Raw genomic sequence first — 23,271 nt, 5'->3', positions numbered from 1 at the left:
GAAAATGGCGCCTAAGACGATTAGAGTGCCGACTATGAACGCTGCTTCTCGAATTACCTAGCCGACATCACATATCCGGCCGGCGCTTGTGCCAATCCGTGGCGGCCTAGTAGGCGGCGCCCAAGCGTAGAAAGGTCGCTTCGTCGAGGGGCCGGCCGATAGCCTGAAAGCCAATCGGCAGACCTTCAGACGAGAAACCGCAGGGCACGCTCAGGCACGGCAGGCCGGTGACGTTACCCGGCACGGCGAAGCGCGTGTAGGCGGAGATAAGCGGTTCTTCGCTGCCGTCCGGCCAGGTGATGGACTCGGTGCCGGCGGTGACGGCCGAGGCGGCGACGGTAGGTGCGACGATGACGTCCACTGTGCCGTAGAGCTTGCGGAATTCCTGCTGCAGCAGATTGCGCACACGCTGGGCACGGGTATAGGTGGTGGCAGGCACGAATTCGCCAGCTTCGACCATGACGCGCACGTCGTCGTTATAGAGATGGGCGCCGTCGCGCAGCATCTGGCAGTGATAGTCGCTGGCTTCGGGCAACAGGATGGCGAACTCGACTGCGCCGAGCTGTTCGGGCATCGGTAGGGCCACATCGACAAGTTCCGCGCCAAGCGATTCCAGTTGTTCGTAGGCCTTGCGAACGGCAGCTTCAACTTCTTCGTCCAGCTGGTCGAAGAAATAATTGCTGGGTACACCAACGCGGAGTCCCTTGATGCCGTCACGCAGCCCGGCTGAATAATCCGGCACGGGCTCGTCCACCGAGCCGGGGTCGCGCGGGTCGTAACCGGCGAGCACCTGTACGCAGGTGGCGGCGTCCTCGACCGTGCGCGTGAGCGGGCCGGCGTGGTAGAGCCCCCAGGAAAGCGAAGTGATGCCTGCCCGGCTGACGCGCCCAAAGGTGGGCTTGAGGCCGACCGTACCGCATAGACCAGCGGGGATACGGATCGAGCCACCAGTGTCCGAGCCCATCGCCATGAACGCGCCGGCCGATACCACTTTGGCACCGGAGCCGCCGCTGGAACCGCCGGGCGTGCGCTCGGTGTCCCAGGGGTTGCGCGTGGTGGGCGTAACGATGCCGCAGGCAAATTCGTGGGTATGCGTCTTGCCCAGGACGATGGCACCGGCGGCCTTGAGCCGCTCGGCGGCGGCGCTGTCGGCATCCGGAGTCCAGCTTTCGCGCACACGGGACGAGGCGGTGGTAGGCACGCCAGCCAGGTCGTAGAGATCCTTCAGCGCGACGGGCACGCCATGCAGCGGGTCTTTCCATTGCCCGGCCGCGATTTCCTGTTCTGCCTGATTGGCTGCGGCGCGCGCCTCGTCCGCCAGGACACGCACATAGGCGTTGAGATTGGGTTCGGTCGCTTCGATACGGGCGAGGCAGGCGTCGACCGCTTCGACGGGAGAGATCTCGCCAGGCTTGATTTTCTGCCCGAGTTCGGTTGCCGACAGTAAGAGCATGTCGTTCATTTCGTCTCTCCCCAGCGGGCGTCAAAGGAGTGCAGCGGCGCATTTTCGTCGACTTCGATGCCGTACAGCACGTCGAACTGCTGTAGCAGACCGTCGAGCGCGGGCATCAGACCAGCGCGGCGTTCGGGCGAGAGATCGAGCCCCACGGACTCGCTGAGGGTGGTCAACCGGGCATCGTCCAGAGGCGCTCGCGACATGGTTTTATCTCCATCCATCGATTGTTGTTCTGGCCATTGAACGTACTACGCACCCGGCAGCCGGTAAACCAGTGGTGCTAGACGTCTGATGCCATAGCTCGGTGCGCGGCTTTCATATTCGGGGACATTTCATAGTGCCCCCGGAGCGCGCACGAAGGGTCGCAAGTGCTGCCCATTTAGCGGCCTGTCTCACAGGGCGGGTAAGATGCGAGCCGCTACATCGGAGTGCATTGATGACCCTGCCAGGCAAGACAAAACTAATCGCCGCTTTGCTTTTTGCTACCACATGGGGGCAAGCCGCTGCTGCCTCTGAAATGGAGTGCAACCGCGCGAATCTGGATAAGCAGATGGCCGAGAATGCCGAGCTTATCAATGGCTACATCGAGAACTCGGATAACGAACGCGAGGCCCATCAACAGATGCGGTCACTAACCAAGGCGTACGGCGAAAGTGATCGCTACATCGATACGTCCGACGAGGCCGGCAAGTTGATGGCGGATGCGAATCGGCAACCCTCGCAACTCATGTGTGACCAAATGGAAGAGGTCCACGAGATTTTCGAAAGCTATATAAAACGCCAGCAGTCAATCGCAGACATCAAAAGGAAGTTGAACAACAGCCCATAAGCGAGCGGTTGGTAGCCTTACTGCCGGCACTTCGCCTACGCAGCAAGCTGGGGCAGCACCACAGCAAGCGTTTTAGCCGCGGGCACTTTATTCAGTTTCGAGCTTCAAGAAACGATTAGCTCAAGACTTTTAGCCCGTGCGACGAATTCCACATACTGCCCCCGGACCCCGTCCAAATATACGAGAGGACCTCAATCGGCTGCGCCAGCCCGCGGCTAGAGATAGTCCCGCTCGCGCTGATGACGAACCGCAAGAACGGTTACGGTCGCCCCATCGCTGATTTCGAACAGGGCGACATAGCCAGCCCGGCCAAAGCTGATGACCAGCTCGCGCAGGAACGAGGTTTCTTCGGATATTTTGCGGCAGGTAAAGGGGAAATCGGCGAGCAGACCGAACGCCTTGCGTATGGCGACACGCGCGTTGGCGCCGGCGGCGGGGTCACGCTTGTCGAGAAAATCGTACAGACGCGTCAGATCGTCACGCGCTTGGCGCGTAAAGACCACGCGGTAGGTCACGTGTCGCCCGCCCGGGCGTTCTCTTCGGCGATCGCGTCCAGCCCATCGAGGACTTCATCCACCGTGAAGTATTCGCCGGTGCGCTGTGCTTCTTCGCGCGCTGCCAGACCGCGTGCGATGAATGCCTCCTGGCTTTCCCGTGCATGGACCTGCTCGCGAATCGACGCTTCCACGAACGCAGACAGCGTTTCTCCGTCGCGGAGTACCCGTTCAGCGGCCTCACGCAGATCTGGTGAAACACGCACAGCGGGGATTGAAGCAGTTTTCATGGCGACGCCTCGACGCATTGCATTTGTAATGCACTATACGACGCAGCCTGCGCTACGCCAAGCAGTCAGTGCCAGAGCTTGCCCCGCGAGGCTTCGGCGTCTTCCAGCCGTTTGAGGTAGTCGTTCCAATTATCTTCGTACTGATCGCCGAGCTCGCGCAGCGTCTGCCAGGAGAAGATGCCGGTGTTGTGGCCGTCGTCGAAGTAGAGCTGGATGGCGTAGTTGCCGACCGGTTCGATCTTTTCCACGCCGACGTCGCGCTTGCCGGTGACCAGCTGCATGGGCCCGCCGTGGCCGCGTACTTCGGCGGACGGCGAGTACACGCGCAGGTATTCCAGCGGCAGCTTGTAGTTCGCGCCGTCGGGGTATTCGACCTCCAGAACCTTGGATTTCTGATGCAGGGTGATGTCGGTGGGTGCATCCATGGCGTTCGCCTTGGTTGAGGGCATGAAAAAGCCGGGACAGGATAAACCCGCCCCGGCTCGTTCGAGCAATGCCGCGCTCGAGACCGACCTGTCGGACTCGAGCATAGCGCGCCCGCGTTACAGGATGTAGCGCGACAGGTCTTCGTCGGCCGCCAGATCCTTGAGCTTGGAGTCGACGTATTCGGCATCGACCTTGAGCGTTTCACCGGCCTTGTCCGGGCCTTCGAAGGAGATTTCCTCCATCAGCCGTTCCATGACGGTGTGCAGGCGCCGGGCGCCGATGTTCTCGGTGCCTTCGTTGACCTTGAAGGCCATCTCGGCGATGCGGTGTACGCCGTCGTCGGTGAACTCGATTGTTACGCCTTCGGTGTTCATCAACGCGCCGTACTGTTCGGTGAGCGAGCAGTGCGGCTCGGTGAGGATGCGCACGAAGTCTTCGGCCTTGAGCGCGTCGAGTTCGACCCGAATCGGCAGACGGCCCTGCAGCTCGGGGATCAGGTCCGAGGGCTTGGCCACATGGAACGCTCCCGAGGCGATGAACAGAATATGGTCGGTCTTGACCATGCCGTACTTGGTGGACACGGTCGAGCCTTCCACCAGCGGCAGCAGGTCGCGCTGCACGCCTTCGCGCGACACATCGCCGCCGGACGAGCCGCCCGCATCGGAGCGCTTGCAGACCTTGTCGATCTCGTCGATGAAGACGATGCCCGAGTTCTCCACCTGATCGATGGCCTGGGACTTGATCTGCTCTTCGTCGACCAGCTTGGCCGCCTCTTCGTCCACGATCTGACGGTAGGCGTCCTTGATCTTGATCTTCTTGCGCTTGGTCTTGTCGCCCTTCATGTTCTGGAACATGGACTGGAGCTGATTGGTCATCTCCTCCATGCCCGGGGGCGCCATGATCTCGAAGCTCTGGCCGCCCTGCTGCAGCTCCAGCTCGATTTCCTTGTCGTCGAGCTTGCCTTCGCGCAGACGCTTGCGAAATACCTGACGCGTGGCGGTGGACTCGACCGCCTTCTGGTCGGATTCGCCGGCTTCTTCCCAGCTGCTGGGCTTGGGCAGCAGCGCATCGAGAATGCGTTCTTCGGCGGCGTCCTCGGCCTTGATCCGCACGGCCTTCTTGGCGGCTTCGCGCGTCATCTTGATGGCGACTTCCACCAGATCGCGGATGATGGAATCCACTTCCTTGCCGACATAGCCCACTTCCGTGAACTTGGTCGCCTCGATCTTGGTGAACGGGGCATTGGCAAGCTTGGCCAGGCGGCGGGCGATTTCGGTCTTGCCGACGCCGGTCGGGCCAATCATGAGAATGTTCTTGGGCGTGATCTCGCCGCGGATGGATTCATCCAGCTGCATGCGCCGCCAGCGGTTGCGCAGCGCGATGGCGACCGAGCGCTTGGCTTCGCCCTGGCCGATGATATGGCGGTCGAGTTCGGCCACGATCTCGCGCGGCGTCATTTCGTGGCGCGGCAACGCAGCGGTTTGTTCGCGGTTGTCGTCGGCCATGGTCTCGGAGGCTGTATCAGACATTGTCCAGCACCTCGACGGTGATGTGGTGATTGGTATAGATGCAGGTATCGGCTGCGATATGCATCGCGGTTTCGGCGATGGTGGGCGCATCCATGTCGGTATGTTCGACCAGCGCGCGACCCGCGGCCTGGGCATAGGAGCCGCCCGAGCCGATCGCCATACAGGCGAATTCCGGCTCCATGACGTCGCCGTTGCCGGAGATCATCAGCGTGGCGGTTTCGTCGGCCACCAGCAACAGCGCTTCCAGGCGCCGCAGCGCGCGGTCGGTACGCCAGTCCTTGGCCATTTCCACCGCGGCTTTGACGAGCTGGCCGCCGTGTTCCTGAAGCTTGCCTTCAAAACGCTCGAACAGCGTGAAGGCGTCGGCCGTGCCGCCTGCAAAGCCGGCGAGAACCTTGTCGTTATAGAGCCGGCGCACCTTGCGCGCATTGCCCTTGAACATGGTGTCGCCCATGGAAACCTGGCCATCGCCGGCCAGGGCCACCTTGCCGTTATGGCGTACGGCGAGAATTGTTGTGCCGTCGAATTGTTTCAAAGCGTTTGCCCTGCGTTGACGTCGATCTGTTTCGAGTTGGGGCCATGCGCGAGCCGATTCAAGCGATCGTCTCGCGGGGCCGTTCGGCCACCGTTCAGCTTAGCGGCCAAAGCGCATGCAGGGCGTTGTACAAAGGTCGGAGTCGGCGCAGGGGGCGGAGAAGCCGCTCGGGCTGAAGCTAAGCCTCGTCGGAATCGGCGCGCCGACCGGCACGCGGGTGGGCAGCGTCGTAGACCTTGGCCAGGTGGGCGAAGTCCAGGTGGGTATAGATCTGGGTGGTGCCGATATTGGTGTGGCCGAGCAGTTCCTGCACCGCACGCAGGTCGGCGCTGGATTCGAGCAGATGGGTGGCAAAGGAATGGCGCAGCTTGTGCGGGTGCAGATGTACGGGCAGGCCGTGCTGTTGCGCCCAGCGCTGCATTCTGGCGGCCACGCTCGAGCGCGACAGCCGGCTGCCGCGCTGGGAGACGAACAGTGCCGTTTCGTTGGCTGCTGCCAGCTGCGGGCGGACCTTGAGCCAATTTCGAAGTGCGGCGATCGCCCGCGAGCCGATCGGCACGCTGCGCTGGCGCGAACCCTTGCCGAGCACGCGCGCCTCACCCGCGGCCAGATCCACGTCGCTGATATCCAGGCCTACGGCTTCGGCCAGACGCACGCCGGCAGAGTAGAACAGCTCCAGCAGGGCATGGTCGCGAATTTCGAGATCGTCTTCGGGGGTCACGTCGAGCATCGCGGCCAGATCGTCGACGTCCACGGTTTCCGGCAGGCGTACCGGGCGTTTGGGCGCGCGTACGTCGGTGGCCGGGTTGCGTCGGGCCAGACCCTCGCGCATCTGCCAGACATAGAAGCTGCGCAGCGCGGAAACCAGCCGGGCCAGGCTGGCCGGCTTCAGGCCGGCGCGATGACGGCCGGCCACGAACTCGCGCAGATCGGCGGTGGTGACACGGCCCCAGTCCGTCAGCCCCCGCTCCTGCAGCCAGTCGGCGGCACTGCCCAGATCGCGTGCATAGGCGGACTGGGTATGCGCCGACATGCGCCGCTCATGGGCGAGATGAGCCAGAAAGGCATCGACCCGGTCGGCCAGCGCGCTCACGAGGTGACGTGCAGACGAATCGCGGCTACGGCAACGCGTCGCGGCCGAGCAGGCGTTGCAGCGCGGCGGTGACGAGTTCGCCCGTCAGTTCCAGAAACAGCGTGCCGACCTCCGGCACGAAGCGATCGCCCTTGCGGCTGGCCAGCACCAGGGCCCCGTGCACGCCGCGCGCGCCCAGCGGAATCATGGCTGCGCTCGCCATGGCCGGCGCATCGTTGCTGCGCGTGGCAAAAAGCGCTTCGGATTGCTGTTCGGAGATCGGCCCGCAGATCGGCTTGCCGCGGCGATAGACGTTGGTGAGCGCCTTGCCGGCAGGACTTTCGTCGGTAATCGCATGGATCTGGCCATCGGCCAGGGCTTCGACATCGGCGGCCGTGCCCGACAGCCCGACATAGATATCGTCCACGTCCAGATGCTGTTGCAGGCATTGCGTGAGTTGCGGCACCAGTTCGGCCGCGCTCTGCACTGTGACAAGCACCTTGGCCATGCGATTGAGCTGGACCACGCGCTGTTCGTTGTCGCGGGCGGTTTCCACCAGGTCGTTGAAGCGGGCCTGCAGCTGGCGGTTGGTGGTGCGCAGGCCGGCAACCTGGCGCTCGATCAGCGAAACCGCGTTGCCGCTGTCGTGGGACACCTCCAGCGCTTCCAACACCGCCGGATAGCGGTCGATCAGGCCCGGGTGTGCCTGCAGGTAGGCTGCAACTTCGGCTTCATCCAGGGCCGGCGCTGGCGTTTGTTTTTCGGCTTCGTTCATGTCGGAGCATCTCGTCCAAGAGGTGTAAAAGTGCCCGTTTCCAGGCAACGCACGAATCGCGCCATGCCGCGGCTATTCGTTTCAACCGCCCGCCTTCGACGATACCAGTTCGCCGTCGAATACGCGCTCGGCCGGCCCACTCAAATATACCTGCCTACCCTCACCAGCCCAGTCCACGGTTGCCGTGCCGCCGGGCAGCTCGACGGCCACGCTGGGTTCGAGCACACCGGCGCGCATACCCACGATTGCCGCAGCGGCCGCGCCGCTGCCACAGGCCAGCGTTTCGCCGGCGCCGCGCTCGTAGACCCGCAGCCGAATATGCTGCGGCGTGACGACCTGCATAAAGCCCACGTTCACCCGCTCGGGAAAGGCCGGATGGCTTTCCAGCGCGGGGCCGACAGACTCGACATCGGCGCTATCGATATCATCTACGCGTAAAACCGCGTGCGGGTTGCCGATCGAGAGCGCCGCGAAACATATCGTACGCCCGGCGACATCGTCGAGCCGGTATTCATCGGCCGTATCGAAGCCGCACAAGGGGATATCGGCCGGGTTGAACGCGGGTATACCGAGCGCCACGCGATAATGTTCGTCGCCGAGGCTTTCCAGCACCATCTGGCCGTCGCGCACATCGACCACGATCTCGCGCTTGTCGGTCAGCCCCTGCTCGCGCACATAGCGCGCAAAGCAGCGTGCCCCGTTGCCGCACTGGCCGGATTCGCTACCGTCCGAGTTGAGAATGCGATAGCCGAAATCGGCGTTGGCGCTACGCGCCGCTTCCACGATGAGAATCTGGTCGCAGCCGATACCGAAATGCCGATCGGCGATCGCCCGCGCGCAGACTTCGTCGAGGGTCACCGGCGCCTGCGTGCCGTCAAGCACCACGAAGTCGTTGCCCAGACCGTGCATCTTGGTAAAACGCATGAGCTTCCTATTCGGCGCTGGCCGAGTCTTCGTTGGCGCTGCCGGCATTGTCGCTGTCCTCGGACAGCGCCGGTTCGTCGTTTTCGTGCGCGGCATCGCCGTGATTCATGTCGCCCATGTCGTGCCCATCGTGCTGCATCTGTTCGTCCGGGCCGTCCGCGCGCACGGTGGCGGCCACCGGCAGCTCGGCCTGATCGGCACCGCAGGCCAGCACCAGCTCCACCTGATCGCCCGTGGCATACGCCTGACTGGGGGAGAACAGCATCACGTGACGCCCGCCGGCTTCAAAGGCAACCTCTTCGCCTGGTGCCACCACCACGCGCTCGATCGGCTGCATGCTCGCCTGGCCATCGTCGTTGACCACGGTTTCGTGCATTTCGGCGCGGTCGAACTGGGTGCTGGACACGCCATTGACCACCACCTTGTCTTCGCCGTCGTTGACGAGGGTGAAATAGGCGCCCATCACGTCCGCGCCCTGGGGCGCGGCACGCACCCACGGCTCGTCCACGCGCAGCGCGCCGCAGTCGGGCGCCTCGGCCGTGCCGCAGGCCACGAGCGGCAGCGACAGTACGCCGGTCACGGTAAACAGCAGCCACCGCCGTGCCTGTTGCCCGATAAATGTGTGTCCCATCGCTTGCTCCGCTTAAAATGTTATATACTAACGATTGAATATTTTTCGTTCAGGGCATCGCCGTGAGCCTAGGCTCGTCTTCCAATGTTACCGGCAAACTCGACAAGGCCGCAGTCATCCTTTCGGGCATCTGCCTGGTTCATTGCCTGGTGCTTCCGCTGCTGATCGCGCTGTTCCCGGTGTTCGGGTTTTCCTTCGTCTCGCATACCACTTTCCACCAGATCATTCTGGTGGTGGTTGTGCCCACCACCGCCATCGCGCTCGGCATGGGGTATTGGCGCCATCGGCACGCGAGCGTGCCGGCGCTGGGCGTGTTCGGTGTGTTGATGCTGGTGCTGGCCGCATTCGGCGCCCATGCGCTGGGCGCAGAAAGCCTAGAGCGCGGGGTGACGGTTGTCGGTGGCTTGCTGCTGGCCGCGGCCCATATCCAGAATTATCGACTCACACGCAGCAATCACTGCCCCCATCATGAACGTGCGCACGTATCGGGTGTCTAGGGCCTGTTAACCCTAGCCTTTTAGACTCGAAGCGTGCACGCTCGCCCCTATGATTGAAGCCCCCGCGAACTCCGTATTCGATGCCAGCGGCCACGACCACGGCGCCTGTATCCACGATGCCCTGGCCCGCGCCGAAACGCTTTGTGCGCAAAAGGGGCTGCGCCTGACCGCGATTCGTCGCCGCGTGCTTGAACTGATCTGGGAAAATCACCGGCCCACCAAGGCCTACGATCTGCTCAATTCGATCAACGCCGAACGCGGCAACGCGGCCCCGCCCACGGTCTATCGTGCGCTGGATTTCCTGCTCGATGCCGGCCTCGTTCACAAGATCGAATCGCTCAACGCCTTCATCGGCTGCGACGCTGCCCACGGCGACGGCCATCCGAAGTTTCTGATCTGTCGGGCCTGCGAGCGCGTGGCCGAAATCCCCAGTCCGGCCGTGGATACCGCCCTCGCACGCGAGGCCAAGCGCGCCGGTTTCACCATCGATCACGAAACCATCGAAATCGGCGGCACCTGTGCCGCCTGTGCGCAACGCGACTGACGCCCACTTTCGCCTGGCGCATTCAACGGCTAGCCGCGAACCGCTCGAGCCAGTAACGTCGTAGGGGATGACACGGCGGCCCACACGAAAGCAAACGCACGACAGCTGGGGCGAGCGCCTGGCGGGCGCGGCGACCTCGCTTTTCTTTACCGTGCCAACCGCAGCATTCCTATGGTTCGCACTGGATGGCGGTGAGGCCGACACGGGAACGGGCCAGCTGATAAGCCGATTTCCAGACAAGGCCGGCTGATTCCAAACGCTGGCACGCCGCGATGCCGGGGCTGCGGACAGCCCCGACCGGGGCCCTGCTTTTTGTAGCCCGCGCTATGCCTTGAGCTCGGGAAAATCGGTTTCGCTATAGGCGAACTCGCCCCTGTCGTCGCCGGCGGCATGCGCGCGCAGCTCGACGCGCCGGATCTTGCCGGAAATGGTCTTGGGCAGCTCGGCGAACTCGAGTTCGCGGATACGCATATAGGCCGGCATGCGCTCGCGGCTGAATTCGAACAGCGCCTTCGCCGCCTCGCGTCCGGGTTCGTGGCCACGTCGCAGCACGACATAGGCCTTGGGCACGTTCAGGCGCAGATCGTCGGGCGCGGGTACCACGGCCGCCTCGGCCACGGATTCGTGCTCGATGAGGATCGACTCCAGCTCGAACGGCGACACGCGATAGTCGGAGGACTTGAACACGTCGTCGGCACGGCCGACATACCAGTAGTAGCCGTCTTCGTCGCGGCTGGCGACGTCGCCCGTGCGGTAATAGCCGTCGTGCAGGGCCTGGGCCATGCGCTCGGGGTCGTCGCGATATTCCTGCATGAGCCCGAGCGGTCGATCGGCACGTACGTCGATGGCGATCTCGCCTTCGTTACCCTCTTCGTCGAAAGCATCGAGCAGCGCGATCTTATAGCCCGGCAGCGGCCGGCCCATGGAGCCGGACTTCATCGGCTGGCCGGGCGGGTTGCCGATCTGGGCGGTGGTTTCGGTCTGGCCATAGCCGTCGCGAATCTTGAGGCCCCAGAGGCGTTCCACCCGGGCGATCACTTCCGGGTTGAGCGGCTCGCCGGCGCCGACCAGGCTTTTGAGCTTCACATCAAACGCCGACAGATCTTCCTGGATAAGCAGCCGCCAGACGGTGGGCGGCGCGCACAGGCTGGTCACACCCTTGTCGGCAATGACCTGCAGCGCTTGCGGCGCCGAAAAACGCGCGCTGCGATAGACGAACACGGTACAGCCGGCATCCCAGGGCGCGAACAGATTGGACCAGGCATGCTTGGCCCAGCCCGGCGAGCTGATATTGAAATGGATATCGTCCGGCTGCAGGCCGAGCCAGTACATGGTCGACAGCGAGCCGACCGGATAGCTCTGATGCGTATGCAGCACCAGCTTCGGCTTGGAGGTGGTGCCGGAGGTGAAATACAACAGCATGGGATCGGTGGCGTGGGTGGTGCCCACGGGCTCGAACTCGGTGGCGCATTCGTAGGCCGCTTCATAGCCGATCCATTGCCCGACCGGCTCACCCGCGGCGATACAGGTCAGACCGTCGGCCACGCCTTCGAACTTGGCGATATGTTCTTCGGCGGCCAGGATATGGGTCACCCCGCCACGGCCGAGACGATCGCCCAGGTCCTTCTGCGACAACAGGGTTGTGGCCGGAATGACCACCGCGCCCAGTTTGATCGCGGCCAGCATCGTCTCCCAGAGCTCAACCACGTTATCGAGCATCACCAGCAGCGTATCGCCGCGGCCGAGGTCGTGGTCACGCAGGAAGTTGGCCACCTGATTCGAGCGCTGGCGCAGGGCCTCGAAGCTGTAGCGCTGTTCGCTGCCGTCGGCATCGACCAGCCATAAGGCGATCTTGTCGTTGCCCCGGGCGTAGTCGTCGAACCAGTCCAGCGCCCAGTTGAACTCGTCGAGTTCCGGCCATTTGAAGGCCGCGTAGGCGCGCTCGTAGTCCTCGCGCATGTCCAACAGCTGCTGGCGTGCGGCCTTGAATGCGTCTGCCGATTGCATCGTGGTCTCCTTCTCGCAGTCGGCGGTCCGGTGTGCGGCCGCCGTGATTATGTTTTTTCGCCTTGAAAACGCCGCTGTTCAGGCGTCGACGCTTTTGTCGCCATAGCCCTTGAGCAGGTTTAGAATGCTCGAGAAATCGTCGCCGCCGTGCCCGGCCTGGCTATGCACCGAGTAGAGGTTGCGCGCCATCGAACCCAGCGGCGTGGCCACGCCTTTCTTCAGGCTGGAATCCGTGGCCAGGCCCAGGTCCTTCAACATCAGATCCACGCCGAAGCCGGGCTTATAGCCGTTCGAGGCCGGGGCGTTGTCCATCACGCCGGGATAGGGGTTGTAGACGTTGAGCGCCCAGTTGCCGCCCGAGGCGTTTTTCATGATGTCGGACACCACGCTCGGGTCGAGGCCGTTGGCCACGGCCAGATTGATGGCCTCCGAGGTGCCGGTCATGAGAATGCCCAGCAGCATGTTGTTGCACATCTTGGCGACCTGGCCCGCGCCGGCCGGCCCGGCATGGAAATAGGTCTTGCCCATGACGTCGAACAACGGACTGGCCTGTTCCACCGCGTCGGCCTCGCCGCCCACCATGAAGGTCAGCCCGCCGGCCTTGGCGCCGTTCACGCCGCCGGATACGGGCGCATCGAGCATCGGCAGGCCGCGTTCGCTGGCCGCGGCCGCGACCTGGCGCGCCGTTTCGGCGTCGATGGTCGAACAGTCGACGAGCAGCGTACCTTCGGCCACCGCAGCCAGCAGGCCGGCTTCGCCCTGATAGAGTTCGGCCACGTGCTTGCCCGCCGGCAGCATGGAGATGACGATCTCGGCACCGCTGGCCGCATCGGCCGCGCTATTGGCGCGCTTGGCGCCCTGGGCCACGGCATCGGCCATGGCCTGCTCCACCAGATCGAAAACGGTGAGCTGATAGCCGGCTTCGATCAGATTGGCGGCCATGGGCGCGCCCATGTTGCCCAGGCCGATAAAAGCGATTCTGGCAGCCATATTCTCCTCCTTGTCTTGTGTCTTTATCTTTTTTAACCGCTGGTTGGCGACCGCTAGAGGTCGGCCAGCGGATGCTGTGCGTAGTCATCGGGCAGCTCGAAATGGGCCGCTATCTGTTGTTCTTCGACCGCGTCGAGCGTGGCCGGCGACCACTGCGGGTTCTTGTCCTTGTCGACCAGCAAGGCACGTATGCCCTCGGCGAAATCGGGCCGGCGCGTGCAGGCAACGGCCATCGCCAGCTCGCGTTGAAAAACCTGTTCTATCGACCGCTTCGGATCGCCGGCGAGCTGGCGATGCACCACGGCCAACGACAACGGCGACGCGCCGGCCATGGCCTTGGCACCGTGGGCAAACCAGTCGTCGGTTTCGGCCTGTCTGGCCAGGCGCTCGTGAAACTCGGCCACGGTGGCCGCATCGGTAAGCCGGGCGATGCTGTGCTGACGGGCGAACAAGGCGGATTCGTGGCGCGCCTTATCGCTCGCAGCGCCATCCTCGAAATCGCGCAGCGCGCGGGCCAGCACGGCATCGTCGGCACGGCGTTCGCCTTGCCAGTCCAGCTCGGTGAGCGATGCAAACACCGCCTCGCGCTGGCCGGAGTCGACAAGGTAATCACCCAGGCCCAGCCAGAGGGCGTCGCCCGGCTGCATGGGCGTCGTCGTAAGCCCGAGAAACAGACCGATACGCTGCGGCATGCGCCCCAGAAACCAGCTCGCGCCCACGTCCGGAAACAGCCCGATCGTGACTTCCGGCATGGCGATCTTGCTGCGCTCGGTCACCACGCGATGACTGGCGCCTGCCATCAGGCCGAGCCCGCCGCCCATCACCGTGCCGGTGCCCCAGCACAGCACCGGCTTGGGATAGCGGTGTATGCGGTGGTCGAGGCGGTATTCGTGGGCAAAGAAGGCCTCGGCTTCGGGGCTGGGGGCAGCGCCCCTATTGGTCATTGCCTGGTAGAGACCGATAACGTCTCCGCCGGCACAGAACGCCTTTTCGCCGGCGCCGTGCAATACCACGCAGACGATATCGTCGCGCTCGGCCCAGGCATCGAGCTGGGCCTGGAGACGGTCGATCATCGTGCGCGAGAGCGCGTTCAGGGCGCGCTCGGCGTTGAGCTGGGCAAAGGCCACGCAGCGGCCGTTGCCGGCGTCGCGTTCTTCGAACAGCACCTGGGTGTCGCTCGCCTGGGCATTCATTGCGTACTCCTGACATGGCCCCATACGGGCTCGCGTTTTTCCAGAAAGGCCGCCACGCCTTCGGCCGCGTCGGGCGCCTCGAACAGCCGGCCGAAGGCCGCGCGCTCGCTAGCCAGCGCCTCGGTCAGCGGAGCATGCCGGTTGGCGTGGATAAGTGTCTTGGCGGCCGCAAGCGCGGCCGGGCTCTGACGCATGGCCAGATCGGCGAGGGCGAGCGCGGCCTCACGGCTGGCACCCTTCGCCGCCGAAGCCTCGATCAGGCCGATGCGTTGCGCGGTTTCGGCATCGAGGGTTTCGCCGCAGAGAATCAGCCGCTTGGCCCAGCCTTCACCGACCTGGGCGGCCAGCGTGGCGGTACCGCCGCCACAGGGCAGCAGGCCGACCCGCCCTTCCGGCAGGCCGAAGCGGGCATGGGCTTCGCCGATCCGCGTATCACAGGCCAGCGCGCATTCCAGCCCGGCGCCGAGACACCAGCCGTTGATCGCCGCGACCGTGACCCCGGAAAACCCGTGCAGGCGGGTCACCACCGCCGCCAGCAGGCGGGTGAGTTCGCGGGCCGCGGCCGGGCTGACGTCGACATACATATTGAGATCGTCGCCGGCACAGAAGAAGCGCTCGCCGGCGCCGGTGATTACCAGCGCAGCGATATCGCGCTCGGCTTCGAGCGCGTCCAGCTGCGCAGCCAGTTCGCGCAGCCCGGCCGCATCCAGCGTATGCGCTGGCGGGTTATCGAACGTCAGGACGGCCGTGCGGCCGAGGCGTTCGATACGCAACGGTGCGCGGCTCATCGCAGAGTATCCCCGTCGTGATCGGCCAGCACCCGGCGGGCGATGATCAAGCGCATGATTTCGTTGGTGCCTTCCAGAATCTGGTGCACGCGCACGTCGCGCACATGGCGTTCCAGCGGGTATTCGCGGATATAACCGTAGCCGCCGTGGATCTGCAGCGCGTCGTTGCAGATATCGAAGCAGCGATCGGTCGCCAGCCGTTTGGCCATGGCACAGAACGCGGTGGCTTCGCCGTGTCCGGCATCGAGCCGGCTGGCGGCCAGCCATACCATCTGGCGCGACGCGATCAGTTCGGTGGCCATATCGGCGAGCTTGAACTGGAGCGCCTGGAAATCTTCCAGCCTGCGCCCGAACTGCTGGCGTTCGCTCATGTAGCGGCGGGCGGCGTCGAGCGCTGCCTGGGCAGTACCCAGCGAACAGGAAGCGATATTGATCCGCCCGCCGTCGAGGCCTTTCATGGCGATGGAAAACCCCTGGCCTTCCTCGCCCAGCCGGTTGGCCGCCGGCACGCGCACATCGTCGAAGGTGATGGTCCGCGTGGCCTGGCTGTTCCAGCCCATCTTGGGTTCCTTGCGCCCATAGCTGATACCGGGCGCATCCGCGGGCACCGCAAAGGCGCTGATGCCGCCCGCTCCGGCCTTGCCGGTGCGGGCCATCACCACGAGCAGATCGGTATCGCCCGCGCCCGAAATGAAGCACTTGCTGCCGTTGAGCACGTAGGCGTCGCCGTCGCGCTGGGCCTTGGTCTTGAGCGATGCCGCATCCGAGCCCGCCCCCGGCTCGGTCAGGCAATAGGAGGCCAGCTTGTCACCCGCCGTGAGTTCGCCGCACCACTGCTCGCGCACGTCGTCGCCGCCGAACGTGGCGACCATCCAGGTCGCCATGTTGTGGATGCTGATATAGGCCGCGGTCGAGGTGCAGCCGGCAGACAAGGCTTCAAAGATCATCGCGCTGTCGAGGCGGGCCAGCCCCAGCCCACCCTGAGCCTCGGGCGTATACAGGCCACAGAAGCCCAGCTCGCCGGCCTGGGCGATCACCTCGCGCGGGAAATAGGCCTCGGCGTCCCACTCGGCCGCCTTGGGCGCAAGAGCGGATCTCGCAAAGTCCTCAGCGGCCTCGCGCAGTGCGATCTGGGTGTCGTTGAGTTCGAAATCCATAGCCGCCTCCTACCGCATATTGATCGTCATGTTCGGCCCCGAAGGCACATCGTCCTCGGGCCAGCGCGAGATCACGGTCTTGGTTTCGGTATAGAAGCGCACCGCCTGCTTGCCATAGGCATGCAGATCGCCGAAGAAGGAGTTCTTGGATCCGGTGAAGGAGAAAAACGGCGCCGGCACCGGAATCGGCAGATTGATGCCGACCTGGCCGACTTCGGTTTCGTGCTGATACTTGCGTGCGGCCGCACCCGACTTGGTGAAAATCGACGTGCCGTTGCCGTAGGGGTTGGCGTTGACCAGCTCGATCGCCTCTTCGAGGGTGTCGACATGCATCACGCACAGGGCCGGTCCGAAGATCTCTTCCTGATAGATCGCCATGTCGGTGGTGACGTTGTCGAACAGCGTGGGGCCAACCCAGTTGCCGTCGGGGTAGCCGTCGACCGTGCAGTCCGAGCCGTCGAGCAGTACGTCGGCACCCTCGGCGGCCGCGCCCTGGATCAAGTCGCGTACGCGGTCGCGTGATTTCTTGTTGATCAGCGGGCCGTAGGCGGCACCGTCGTCGCCCGGCGCGCCGGGACGGATCTCGGCCAGCGCGTTCTTGATATCGTCGACCCAGTCGCGGGTGGATTCGCCTACCAGCACGGCCACGGAAATGGCCATGCAACGCTGTCCGGCCGCGCCACAGGAGGAGCCGACCAGCGACGACACCACCTGATCCTTGTCGGCATCGGGCATGACGATCATGTGATTCTTGGCCCCGGCCATGGCCTGCACGCGCTTGAGGTTGTGCGTGCCTTTTCTATAGACGTGCTCGGCCACCGGGACCGAGCCCACGAACGACACCGCCTTCACATCCGGGTGATCGAGAATGGCGTCCACCTGGCGTTTGTCGCCGTGGATGAGCTGGAGCAGCCCCTTGGGAAAGCCCGCTTCGGCGAACAGCTCGGTGAGCATCACCGGCGTGAGCGGATCCTGCTCCGAAGGCTTGAGGATGAAGCTGTTGCCGCAGGCCACCGCCAGCGGATACATCCACAGCGGGATCATGGCCGGGAAGTTGAAGGGCGTGATGCCGGCGCATACGCCGATCGGGTGCACATAGCTGTGGGTATCGATATTGCGGGCCACGTTCTCGGCGGTTTCGCCCATCATGTGGGTGGTCATGCCGCAGCCGTGTTCCACCACTTCGATCCCGCGCCAGACATCGCCCATGGCGTCGGCAAAGGTCTTGCCGGTTTCTTCGGAAAGCACCCGGGCGATGTCTTCCTGACGTTCCTTGAGCAGGGCCTGATACTTGAACAGATAGCGCACGCGCTCGACGGTGGGCACATCGCGCCACGCCTTGAACGCCGCCTTGGCGGATTCGACCGCGCGCTGCATTTCATCGTCGGTCGCCACCGGCACCTGGGCGATAACCGCCTGGCTGGCCGGGTTGTTCAACTCGATCCACTCCGAGGTGGCGCTGTCGACGAATTCGCCGTCGATGAACAGCGGCACGTGGCCACTCTTGCGTATGTTCTGGATCTGGGACGAGGTCATGGCATTCACCTTCTAGCTTTCAAATGGTCGGCGCTGGTCAAGCCGCCGAATCAACGGATGTCTGTCGAAGCATGCACCGGGTTGTGCTGCGTTCGCCGGGTCAAAAAATCGTGTACAGCACCACCGCGATCGCGAGCACGATGGACGGCACCAGCACGCTGGCCATGAAGATCGCCGGATAGGCGCGTTGATGCGTTTCGTTGCAGATCACGCGGACGGTGGTCACCACATAACCGTTGTGCGGCAGAGAATCGAGCCCGCCCGAGGCCAGCGCGGAAATGCGGTGCATGGCGCCGTTGTCCAGCCCCATGCCCTGATAGATGGGCGCCAGAATCGGCAGGGCGATCCCCAGCCCGCCGGAGGCCGAGCCGGTGATGCCGGCGATCACGGTCACCGCCATGGCAAGGCCGGCGTATTCCAGGCCGGGCATGCTCGTGAGCTGCTCGACGATCTGATCGAAGGCCGGCGTCTGCGATACCACCGCACCGAAGCCCACCACCGCACAGGTGTTGGCGGTGGCGACCAGGGCGTTATCCGCGCCGCTGCCGAGGGTGCGGATACGCGCCGCCAGGCGTCGATTCAACAGCACGAAGCCGAGCACCAGGCTGATCAGGATCGCGATCAGCAGCGCCTCCACCGCGCGAATATCGAAGACGAAGGAGAAGACGTTGAACGAGCCCACGAGCACCACCATCGGCGCGAGGGCGGCCAGAATGGGCACCGGCCGATCCGCCGGCGTGGACGCCGCACGGGCAGCGGCCGCAGCCGGCGGATCGAAGGTTTCGCCCGCGGCCACTGCCTGGCCGATGGTACGGCGGATAGCCAGCGAGCCGATGGCCAGGATCAGCAGACCGCTGAAAATGCCGATCAGGCCACCCGCAATCGGCGTGGTGCCGAAATATTCGGTCGGAATGAGGTTCTGAACCTCGGGCGAACCGGGCGAGGTCATGGTGAAGGAGATCGAGCCGAACACCATGGCCACCGGGATGAAGCGATGCGGCAGATCGGCGCCGCGAAACAGCTCGTAGGCGATGGGGTAGACGCTAAAACCCACCACGAAGACGCTCACCCCGCCATAGGTAAGGATGGCGGCGGCGCCGATCACGGCCGCGACCGCCCGCTGTTCGCCGAACCACTGCCGCGACTTGCCGGCGATCGCCTTCGCCGCGCCGCTGTCATCCATGAGCTGGCCGAAGATGGCGCCGAGCAGAATGGCCGGAAACCAGGTGGTGAAAAAACCGGTGAAGCCGTCCATGTAATCGACGAGCATGGCCTCGCGCAGCGGCACCTGGCTGCACAGGGCCACCAGCACCGAACAGCCAACCGCGGCCACGATGATGTTCACACCGCGCATGGTCAGCGCGACGAGCAGCACCAGGCTCGCCAACAGACCGAAATAGCTGAGCACCAGCATTTCGTCTCCTCCGCCTTATTGTTATTTCTCGACGACGATCGGCCGCCTGGGCCGTCGTGCCGATTTCTAATTTATTGCCAATCAGATCATGCTGATCTACCGTCTGAAATGGCTTTAATTGACCCGGGCTGGACAAAATTGCTTCATGCGTGATCTAGCGGATGCCGGCATAGAAACCTCGCGCTGGCCGCTGCCCGACACCGGCCGGCGCGTGATCATTCCGCAGGGGCTGGTCGATGCAATGGCAGGCAACCCGCTGTGTCGCGACTGCCTGCCCCACGGCGTGGGCTACTATCCAACCGCGGCCGGCCATCGCATGGGCCGGCGCAATCCGCGCGATCATCTGTTCATCTACTGCCTGGCCGGCTCGGGTATTGCACGGCGGGAAGGGCGTCAGCAGGCGATCGGCCCGGGGGACGTGCTGCTGCTACGCGCCGGCGAACGCCACAGCTACTGCGCCAATCGCAACGACCCGTGGTCGATCTACTGGGCGCATCTGGGCGGTGATGCCGTCGACTGTTTCTTCGACGAAATTGCCGAGGTGCGTGAGACGTTCGTGGTGCCGGTCGGCCTGCATCCACGCCTGACCGACGACCTGAATCTGCTGCTCACGGTGGCAGAACGCTTTCGCGATCATCACTTCGTGTATGCCGCAAACCTGCTGCAGAGCATTCTGTCGTTCATGGCGCTGGTGCATCGCCAGCACAGTCAGCGGAGCACGGCACTCGATATCGATCGCGTGCAGGCCTGGCTGCAGGCGCATCTGCATGACCGTATCGACCTCGACGCGCTGGTTGCGGCGACCAGCTCGATATCGCGCTATCACTTCATCCGCGAATACAAACGCCAGACCGGGCAAACGCCCATGCAGGCCTTTCAGCGCCTGAAGATCAGCCGCGCCTGCTATCTGCTCGATATCACCGAATGGAGCGTGACCGAGATCGCCTGCGATCTGGGCTACGACGACCCCTATTATTTTTCGCGGCTGTTCAAGAAGGTGACCGGCATTCCGCCACGCGACTATCGGCGTGAACATCAGGCGGTGGACACGATTACCCCCGCCGACCACCGCCACGCCTTCTAAGCCGGACAAAAAAAAACCGGCATGCGCCAGGGGCGCATACCGGTATTTCTTACCGCACAACAGCTACCATGAAATCAGCCACCGACCGGGACCGGCGTCGGGACCGGCTCATCGGCTGCATTCTGATCCTACGCCCGGCGTTTGAATCGTTGTATTCGCCATTCGCCGTATACGCCGATTGGCCCACGGCGCAGCGGCTCGAAGCCGGGGCGTTCGCGCATCCACCACGCACAGGCAAAACGCCGCGCGCCGGTTGGGCGTCATCGCCAAGTGCCCGAATCGCGACCGCTCCAGAAGGGACTATGAAACACTGGTACCGGCGGTGCGCCACCGAACACGGCCACCGCCGAGCGCTTTGGACCATGGAGCTTAACGCTTTGCCCGGTTTTCGTTTCGCCCCCGTTGCAGGCGCTGTCGTCGCGCTGCTGACGCTTTATGCGCTTGCCATCGTTCCCGGCCTGCCCGGCGGCGACTGGCGCTGGGCAGCAATCGAGCCCGCCCTGCTGCTCGCTGCGCTATTGCTGCTGGCGCGAGTACAGGACAGAGCGCTGCGTGCGCTGGTCACGCTCGTCTTTGCCGGTGTGCTGACATTGACCTTAGCCGACTGGGCCACCGGCCTGGCCTTCGGCCGGCCCTTCAACCTCGCCCGCGACAGCCAATTGCCCGGTTTCGGCTGGAACGTATTCTCTCAGGCGATCGGGCCCTGGCCGGCAGCCGTAGCCCTGATCGCGGTCGCCGGCGTTTTGCTGCTACTGCTGGCGCTGTTGTTTCATGCCCTGGGCGCCTGGACACAGGCGCGCGGCCCACAACGCCGCGTGCTGGCCGCAGTGCTCGGCGTGTACGTCGCAGTGAGCCTGATCATTGCCTGGCTGGGGCCGCATGGGCCCACGCCGGTCTACGACCGCCTGGCGATGCACGTCGAACAATTCCAGAACCGCCATGCCGACACCGCCCGCTTCGAAGCCGGTCTGCGTGGTTCCCCCACGCCGGGCGAAACGACCCTGGCCGGTCTGGCGGGCAAGGACGTGTTGTTCGTATTCGTCGAATCCTATGGGCGTACCCTGTTCGAGCGCGCCCTTTATGCCGACACGGTCAAATCACGGCTGGCCGACTTCGAACGGCGTATCGGCGAGGCCGGCTTTACGGCCCGCAGCGGCTGGCTGACCGCGCCCACCGTGGGCGGCCAGAGCTGGCTGGCCCACGCCACGCTTTTGTCCGGGCTATGGATCGACAGCCAGCCGCGCTACGAGGCGCTGATCGCCAGCGATCGCGTATCCCTGAACCGACGCTTTGGCCAGGCCGGCTGGCGCACCGCGGCGGTCATGCCGGCCATCACCCGCGACTGGCCGGAGGCCGCCTGGTTCGGCTACGACCGCGTCTATGCCAGCGACGATCTCGGCTATGAAGGCGAGCCCTTCAACTGGGTGACCATGCCCGATCAGTACACCCTGACTGCACTGCAGCGCGCCGAGCTCGACCCGGCAGGCGAGCAGCCGGTGATGATCGAAGCCGCGCTGATTTCCAGCCATGCACCGTGGGTACCCATTCCGCCGCTGCTGGACTGGGCCACGATCGGCGATGGCCAGGTGTTCGACGACTATGCCCGCGCCGGCGACCCCCCGGTCGAGGTATGGAAGGACCCCGACCGGGTCCGCGCCCAGTACCTCAAGGCCATCGACTATTCGTTGGCGACGCTGGCTTCGTTTGTCGGCGAGCGCGCGCACGACGATCTGGTGCTGGTCATCCTCGGCGACCACCAGCCGGCGCCCATCATCACCGGGCCCGAGGCCTCGCGAGACGTGCCGATCCATATCCTCTCAACCGATCCATCCGTTCTCGCCGCCATCGATAGCTGGCAGTGGCAGACCGGCATGACGCCCGGCGCCACGGCCCCGGCCTTGCGAATGGACGCCTTCTACGAACGCTTCCTGAGCGCGTTTGCGGGCGGTGCCGAGCGGACCTCGCCACCGGCCGAGCTGCCCGCGCCGGCCGAATAGACGCGTTTTTCGACGGGTGAGCCGTTATCGATCCGGCCCCATCCGTCGTTTATTTTCAATACCTTCGCAGCCGCTGACGGCGCACGCGTATCCACAACCACGCGTTATCACCGCGAACAATTGTTGATGTGGGTGCCAGTTCAATACCCAAGCACGGCTCGGGCCGGCCGGCGCTCGCCTGACCCGCGTGCCCAAACACGTCGAAAAATATCGAAAACGCTTGCATGCGCCCGCTCATGAATCTATCATTCCATCGATTCATGGAATGATAGATTTTTGATGACGGCCACAACACATAGCGCCTGCGAACATTCGGTCGACCCCCAGCCGCCACGGCTGCCGATCGATGCTGATCTTTCGTTTGCCGCGGATATGTTCAAGGCACTCGCCGACCCGGATCGCCTGCGCCTGCTGGCACGGCTGGCGGACGGCGAAACCTGTGTCACCGAACTGGCCGCGCTGGAAGATCAAAAGGTTACGACCGTATCGGCACGGCTCAAGCTGCTGCTCGGCGCGCGGCTGGTGAGCCGGCGCCGTGAAGCCAAACATATGTATTACCGGCTGACCGACGATCACGTACTGCAGATCGTTGTCACCGCCCTCGAACATTCAGCCGAGGACACGAGTTCGCGCTAACCGCGCAAGCACGTCTTCTCGATAACCCAAGCAAAGGAGCCCGATATGACCGAATGCAATCACGACCATCATCAGCCCCATCCGCATACGCACGGCCCGGAGTGCGAGCACACCGGCGTGCGCCACGGCGACCATGTGGACTATCTGCACGATGGCCACCTGCACCATCCGCACGGTGACCACGTGGACGAGCACGTGATCGAGGTATCGGACAAGAACCCCGATCAATGCACGCCGGCACACGACTGCGGCTGCCACGACGCATCCCATGTCCACGGCCCCGGCTGCGGGCATGAGCCGGTGCCCCATGGCGATCATGTCGACTATCTCGTCGATGGCCACCTGCACCACCCGCACAGCGATCATTGCGACGATCACGGCCCGCTCGAAGTCGTCAACTAAGCCGTCGATCCGCCGGGTTGTAACGACCCCGCATGCCCGGACGCCGACGCGTCCGGGTTTTTTTT

At 64.2% G+C, this 23,271-nt stretch carries 25 protein-coding genes; 7 read left to right on the top strand and 18 right to left on the bottom strand.

Features of this window, described 5'->3' with window-relative positions:
• Positions 1-106: 106 nt before the first annotated feature.
• Both C84B14_RS12700 and C84B14_RS12695 read right to left on the bottom strand, forming a co-directional pair.
• A complete protein-coding gene (locus C84B14_RS12700; protein WP_353224591.1) occupies positions 107-1,462 on the bottom strand; it encodes an amidase in 1,356 nt (451 codons plus the stop codon).
• Positions 1,459-1,659 (bottom strand): hypothetical protein, encoded by a 201-nt coding sequence (locus tag C84B14_RS12695; protein ID WP_353224589.1) that lies wholly within the window; start codon positions 1,657-1,659, stop codon positions 1,459-1,461. Before C84B14_RS12695 ends, C84B14_RS12700 begins: the two co-directional genes overlap by 4 nt.
• Positions 1,660-1,892: 233 nt before the next feature.
• Between C84B14_RS12695 and C84B14_RS12690 the strand changes: the two genes are divergently transcribed.
• Positions 1,893-2,285: a hypothetical protein gene (locus C84B14_RS12690; protein WP_353224587.1), complete on the top strand. Its 393-nt coding sequence runs from the start codon at positions 1,893-1,895 to the stop codon at positions 2,283-2,285.
• A 215-nt stretch (positions 2,286-2,500) separates the two neighbouring features.
• Here C84B14_RS12690 and C84B14_RS12685 read toward each other — a convergent pair whose 3' ends face one another.
• The 9 genes from C84B14_RS12685 to C84B14_RS12645 form a co-directional block, all read right to left on the bottom strand.
• Positions 2,501-2,800 carry a type II toxin-antitoxin system RelE/ParE family toxin gene (locus C84B14_RS12685; protein WP_353224585.1) on the bottom strand — a complete coding sequence of 100 codons (300 nt, stop codon included), beginning with the start codon at positions 2,798-2,800 and terminating at the stop codon, positions 2,501-2,503.
• Positions 2,797-3,069: a YlcI/YnfO family protein gene (locus tag C84B14_RS12680; protein WP_353224583.1), complete on the bottom strand. Its 273-nt coding sequence runs from the start codon at positions 3,067-3,069 to the stop codon at positions 2,797-2,799. Before C84B14_RS12680 ends, C84B14_RS12685 begins: the two co-directional genes overlap by 4 nt.
• Before the next feature lie 65 nt (positions 3,070-3,134).
• The gene (locus tag C84B14_RS12675; RefSeq protein ID WP_353224581.1) at positions 3,135-3,494 is read right to left on the bottom strand and encodes a gamma-butyrobetaine hydroxylase family protein; all 360 of its coding nucleotides are present in this window, start codon (positions 3,492-3,494) and stop codon (positions 3,135-3,137) included.
• A 117-nt stretch (positions 3,495-3,611) separates the two neighbouring features.
• A complete protein-coding gene (hslU, locus tag C84B14_RS12670; protein WP_353224734.1) occupies positions 3,612-4,952 on the bottom strand; it encodes an ATP-dependent protease ATPase subunit HslU in 1,341 nt (446 codons plus the stop codon).
• A gap of 64 nt (positions 4,953-5,016) precedes the next feature.
• Complete coding sequence (gene hslV, locus C84B14_RS12665; protein ID WP_293623558.1) at positions 5,017-5,559, bottom strand: ATP-dependent protease subunit HslV; 543 nt, start codon at positions 5,557-5,559, stop codon at positions 5,017-5,019.
• Positions 5,560-5,737: 178 nt separating this feature from the next.
• Positions 5,738-6,652, bottom strand: a complete 915-nt coding sequence (gene xerC / locus C84B14_RS12660) for a tyrosine recombinase XerC (RefSeq protein ID WP_353224579.1) — start codon at positions 6,650-6,652, stop codon at positions 5,738-5,740.
• Positions 6,653-6,677: 25 nt separating this feature from the next.
• Positions 6,678-7,406: a DUF484 family protein gene (locus C84B14_RS12655; RefSeq protein WP_348765658.1), complete on the bottom strand. Its 729-nt coding sequence runs from the start codon at positions 7,404-7,406 to the stop codon at positions 6,678-6,680.
• An 81-nt stretch (positions 7,407-7,487) separates the two neighbouring features.
• Positions 7,488-8,330, bottom strand: coding sequence for a diaminopimelate epimerase (dapF, locus tag C84B14_RS12650; RefSeq protein ID WP_353224577.1), 843 nt, complete (start codon positions 8,328-8,330; stop codon positions 7,488-7,490).
• A gap of 7 nt (positions 8,331-8,337) precedes the next feature.
• Complete coding sequence (locus C84B14_RS12645) at positions 8,338-8,961, bottom strand: copper chaperone PCu(A)C (RefSeq protein WP_353224575.1); 624 nt, start codon at positions 8,959-8,961, stop codon at positions 8,338-8,340.
• A 62-nt stretch (positions 8,962-9,023) separates the two neighbouring features.
• On the opposite strand from C84B14_RS12645, the gene C84B14_RS12640 reads away from it, so the two are divergent.
• Positions 9,024-9,458 carry a MerC domain-containing protein gene (locus tag C84B14_RS12640; RefSeq protein ID WP_348765655.1) on the top strand — a complete coding sequence of 145 codons (435 nt, stop codon included), beginning with the start codon at positions 9,024-9,026 and terminating at the stop codon, positions 9,456-9,458.
• A 49-nt stretch (positions 9,459-9,507) separates the two neighbouring features.
• Positions 9,508-10,002, top strand: coding sequence for a Fur family transcriptional regulator (locus C84B14_RS12635; RefSeq protein WP_348765654.1), 495 nt, complete (start codon positions 9,508-9,510; stop codon positions 10,000-10,002).
• Positions 10,003-10,326: 324 nt separating this feature from the next.
• On the opposite strand, the gene C84B14_RS12630 is transcribed toward C84B14_RS12635, so the two are convergent.
• The 7 genes from C84B14_RS12630 to C84B14_RS12600 all read right to left on the bottom strand — a co-directional run bounded on the left by C84B14_RS12630 (position 10,327) and on the right by C84B14_RS12600 (position 19,087).
• Complete coding sequence (locus C84B14_RS12630) at positions 10,327-12,009, bottom strand: AMP-binding protein (protein ID WP_353224573.1); 1,683 nt, start codon at positions 12,007-12,009, stop codon at positions 10,327-10,329.
• A gap of 78 nt (positions 12,010-12,087) precedes the next feature.
• Positions 12,088-12,999, bottom strand: a complete 912-nt coding sequence (gene mmsB, locus C84B14_RS12625) for a 3-hydroxyisobutyrate dehydrogenase (RefSeq protein WP_353224571.1) — start codon at positions 12,997-12,999, stop codon at positions 12,088-12,090.
• 53 nt (positions 13,000-13,052) lie between these two features.
• A complete protein-coding gene (locus tag C84B14_RS12620) occupies positions 13,053-14,192 on the bottom strand; it encodes an enoyl-CoA hydratase/isomerase family protein (RefSeq protein ID WP_353224570.1) in 1,140 nt (379 codons plus the stop codon).
• Positions 14,189-14,980: an enoyl-CoA hydratase gene (locus tag C84B14_RS12615; RefSeq protein WP_353224569.1), complete on the bottom strand. Its 792-nt coding sequence runs from the start codon at positions 14,978-14,980 to the stop codon at positions 14,189-14,191. Before C84B14_RS12615 ends, C84B14_RS12620 begins: the two co-directional genes overlap by 4 nt.
• Positions 14,977-16,137: an acyl-CoA dehydrogenase family protein gene (locus tag C84B14_RS12610; RefSeq protein ID WP_353224567.1), complete on the bottom strand. Its 1,161-nt coding sequence runs from the start codon at positions 16,135-16,137 to the stop codon at positions 14,977-14,979. The genes C84B14_RS12615 and C84B14_RS12610 overlap by 4 nt, the downstream gene beginning before the upstream one ends.
• Positions 16,138-16,146: 9 nt before the next feature.
• A complete protein-coding gene (locus tag C84B14_RS12605) occupies positions 16,147-17,673 on the bottom strand; it encodes a CoA-acylating methylmalonate-semialdehyde dehydrogenase (RefSeq protein WP_353224565.1) in 1,527 nt (508 codons plus the stop codon).
• A gap of 100 nt (positions 17,674-17,773) precedes the next feature.
• Positions 17,774-19,087 carry a GntP family permease gene (locus C84B14_RS12600; protein ID WP_353224563.1) on the bottom strand — a complete coding sequence of 438 codons (1,314 nt, stop codon included), beginning with the start codon at positions 19,085-19,087 and terminating at the stop codon, positions 17,774-17,776.
• 145 nt (positions 19,088-19,232) lie between these two features.
• On the opposite strand from C84B14_RS12600, the gene C84B14_RS12595 reads away from it, so the two are divergent.
• The 4 genes from C84B14_RS12595 to C84B14_RS12580 all read left to right on the top strand — a co-directional run bounded on the left by C84B14_RS12595 (position 19,233) and on the right by C84B14_RS12580 (position 23,206).
• A complete protein-coding gene (locus C84B14_RS12595; RefSeq protein ID WP_353224561.1) occupies positions 19,233-20,171 on the top strand; it encodes an AraC family transcriptional regulator in 939 nt (312 codons plus the stop codon).
• A 362-nt stretch (positions 20,172-20,533) separates the two neighbouring features.
• The gene (locus C84B14_RS12590) at positions 20,534-22,168 is read left to right on the top strand and encodes an alkaline phosphatase family protein (RefSeq protein WP_353224559.1); all 1,635 of its coding nucleotides are present in this window, start codon (positions 20,534-20,536) and stop codon (positions 22,166-22,168) included.
• A 279-nt stretch (positions 22,169-22,447) separates the two neighbouring features.
• Positions 22,448-22,804, top strand: coding sequence for an ArsR/SmtB family transcription factor (locus C84B14_RS12585; RefSeq protein ID WP_353224557.1), 357 nt, complete (start codon positions 22,448-22,450; stop codon positions 22,802-22,804).
• A 45-nt stretch (positions 22,805-22,849) separates the two neighbouring features.
• Positions 22,850-23,206: a hypothetical protein gene (locus C84B14_RS12580; protein ID WP_353224555.1), complete on the top strand. Its 357-nt coding sequence runs from the start codon at positions 22,850-22,852 to the stop codon at positions 23,204-23,206.
• The last annotated feature ends 65 nt before the right edge of the window (positions 23,207-23,271 follow it).

Origin of the sequence: Salinisphaera sp. C84B14 (genome assembly GCF_040361435.1) — a bacterium.
Classification (GTDB): Bacteria; Pseudomonadota; Gammaproteobacteria; order Nevskiales; family Salinisphaeraceae; genus Salinisphaera.
Note: the sequence above shows the minus strand (reverse complement) of the source record. Positions and strands in the feature narration are given on the sequence as shown.

Excerpts from the sequence above, each read along its gene's own strand:
- C84B14_RS12700 (WP_353224591.1), bottom strand. The coding sequence starts at position 1,462 with ATGAACGACATGCTCTTACTGTCGGCAACCGAACTCGGGCAGAAAATC.
- C84B14_RS12695 (WP_353224589.1), bottom strand. The coding sequence starts at position 1,659 with ATGTCGCGAGCGCCTCTGGACGATGCCCGGTTGACCACCCTCAGCGAG.
- C84B14_RS12690 (WP_353224587.1), top strand. The coding sequence starts at position 1,893 with ATGACCCTGCCAGGCAAGACAAAACTAATCGCCGCTTTGCTTTTTGCT.
- C84B14_RS12680 (WP_353224583.1), bottom strand. The coding sequence starts at position 3,069 with ATGAAAACTGCTTCAATCCCCGCTGTGCGTGTTTCACCAGATCTGCGT.
- C84B14_RS12675 (WP_353224581.1), bottom strand. The coding sequence starts at position 3,494 with ATGGATGCACCCACCGACATCACCCTGCATCAGAAATCCAAGGTTCTG.
- hslU (WP_353224734.1), bottom strand. The coding sequence starts at position 4,952 with ATGACGCCGCGCGAGATCGTGGCCGAACTCGACCGCCATATCATCGGC.
- C84B14_RS12655 (WP_348765658.1), bottom strand. The coding sequence starts at position 7,406 with ATGAACGAAGCCGAAAAACAAACGCCAGCGCCGGCCCTGGATGAAGCC.
- dapF (WP_353224577.1), bottom strand. The coding sequence starts at position 8,330 with ATGCGTTTTACCAAGATGCACGGTCTGGGCAACGACTTCGTGGTGCTT.
- C84B14_RS12645 (WP_353224575.1), bottom strand. The coding sequence starts at position 8,961 with ATGGGACACACATTTATCGGGCAACAGGCACGGCGGTGGCTGCTGTTT.
- C84B14_RS12635 (WP_348765654.1), top strand. The coding sequence starts at position 9,508 with ATGATTGAAGCCCCCGCGAACTCCGTATTCGATGCCAGCGGCCACGAC.
- C84B14_RS12630 (WP_353224573.1), bottom strand. The coding sequence starts at position 12,009 with ATGCAATCGGCAGACGCATTCAAGGCCGCACGCCAGCAGCTGTTGGAC.
- mmsB (WP_353224571.1), bottom strand. The coding sequence starts at position 12,999 with ATGGCTGCCAGAATCGCTTTTATCGGCCTGGGCAACATGGGCGCGCCC.
- C84B14_RS12620 (WP_353224570.1), bottom strand. The coding sequence starts at position 14,192 with ATGAATGCCCAGGCGAGCGACACCCAGGTGCTGTTCGAAGAACGCGAC.
- C84B14_RS12615 (WP_353224569.1), bottom strand. The coding sequence starts at position 14,980 with ATGAGCCGCGCACCGTTGCGTATCGAACGCCTCGGCCGCACGGCCGTC.
- C84B14_RS12610 (WP_353224567.1), bottom strand. The coding sequence starts at position 16,137 with ATGGATTTCGAACTCAACGACACCCAGATCGCACTGCGCGAGGCCGCT.
- C84B14_RS12605 (WP_353224565.1), bottom strand. The coding sequence starts at position 17,673 with ATGACCTCGTCCCAGATCCAGAACATACGCAAGAGTGGCCACGTGCCG.
- C84B14_RS12600 (WP_353224563.1), bottom strand. The coding sequence starts at position 19,087 with ATGCTGGTGCTCAGCTATTTCGGTCTGTTGGCGAGCCTGGTGCTGCTC.
- C84B14_RS12595 (WP_353224561.1), top strand. The coding sequence starts at position 19,233 with ATGCGTGATCTAGCGGATGCCGGCATAGAAACCTCGCGCTGGCCGCTG.
- C84B14_RS12590 (WP_353224559.1), top strand. The coding sequence starts at position 20,534 with ATGGAGCTTAACGCTTTGCCCGGTTTTCGTTTCGCCCCCGTTGCAGGC.
- C84B14_RS12585 (WP_353224557.1), top strand. The coding sequence starts at position 22,448 with ATGACGGCCACAACACATAGCGCCTGCGAACATTCGGTCGACCCCCAG.
- C84B14_RS12580 (WP_353224555.1), top strand. The coding sequence starts at position 22,850 with ATGACCGAATGCAATCACGACCATCATCAGCCCCATCCGCATACGCAC.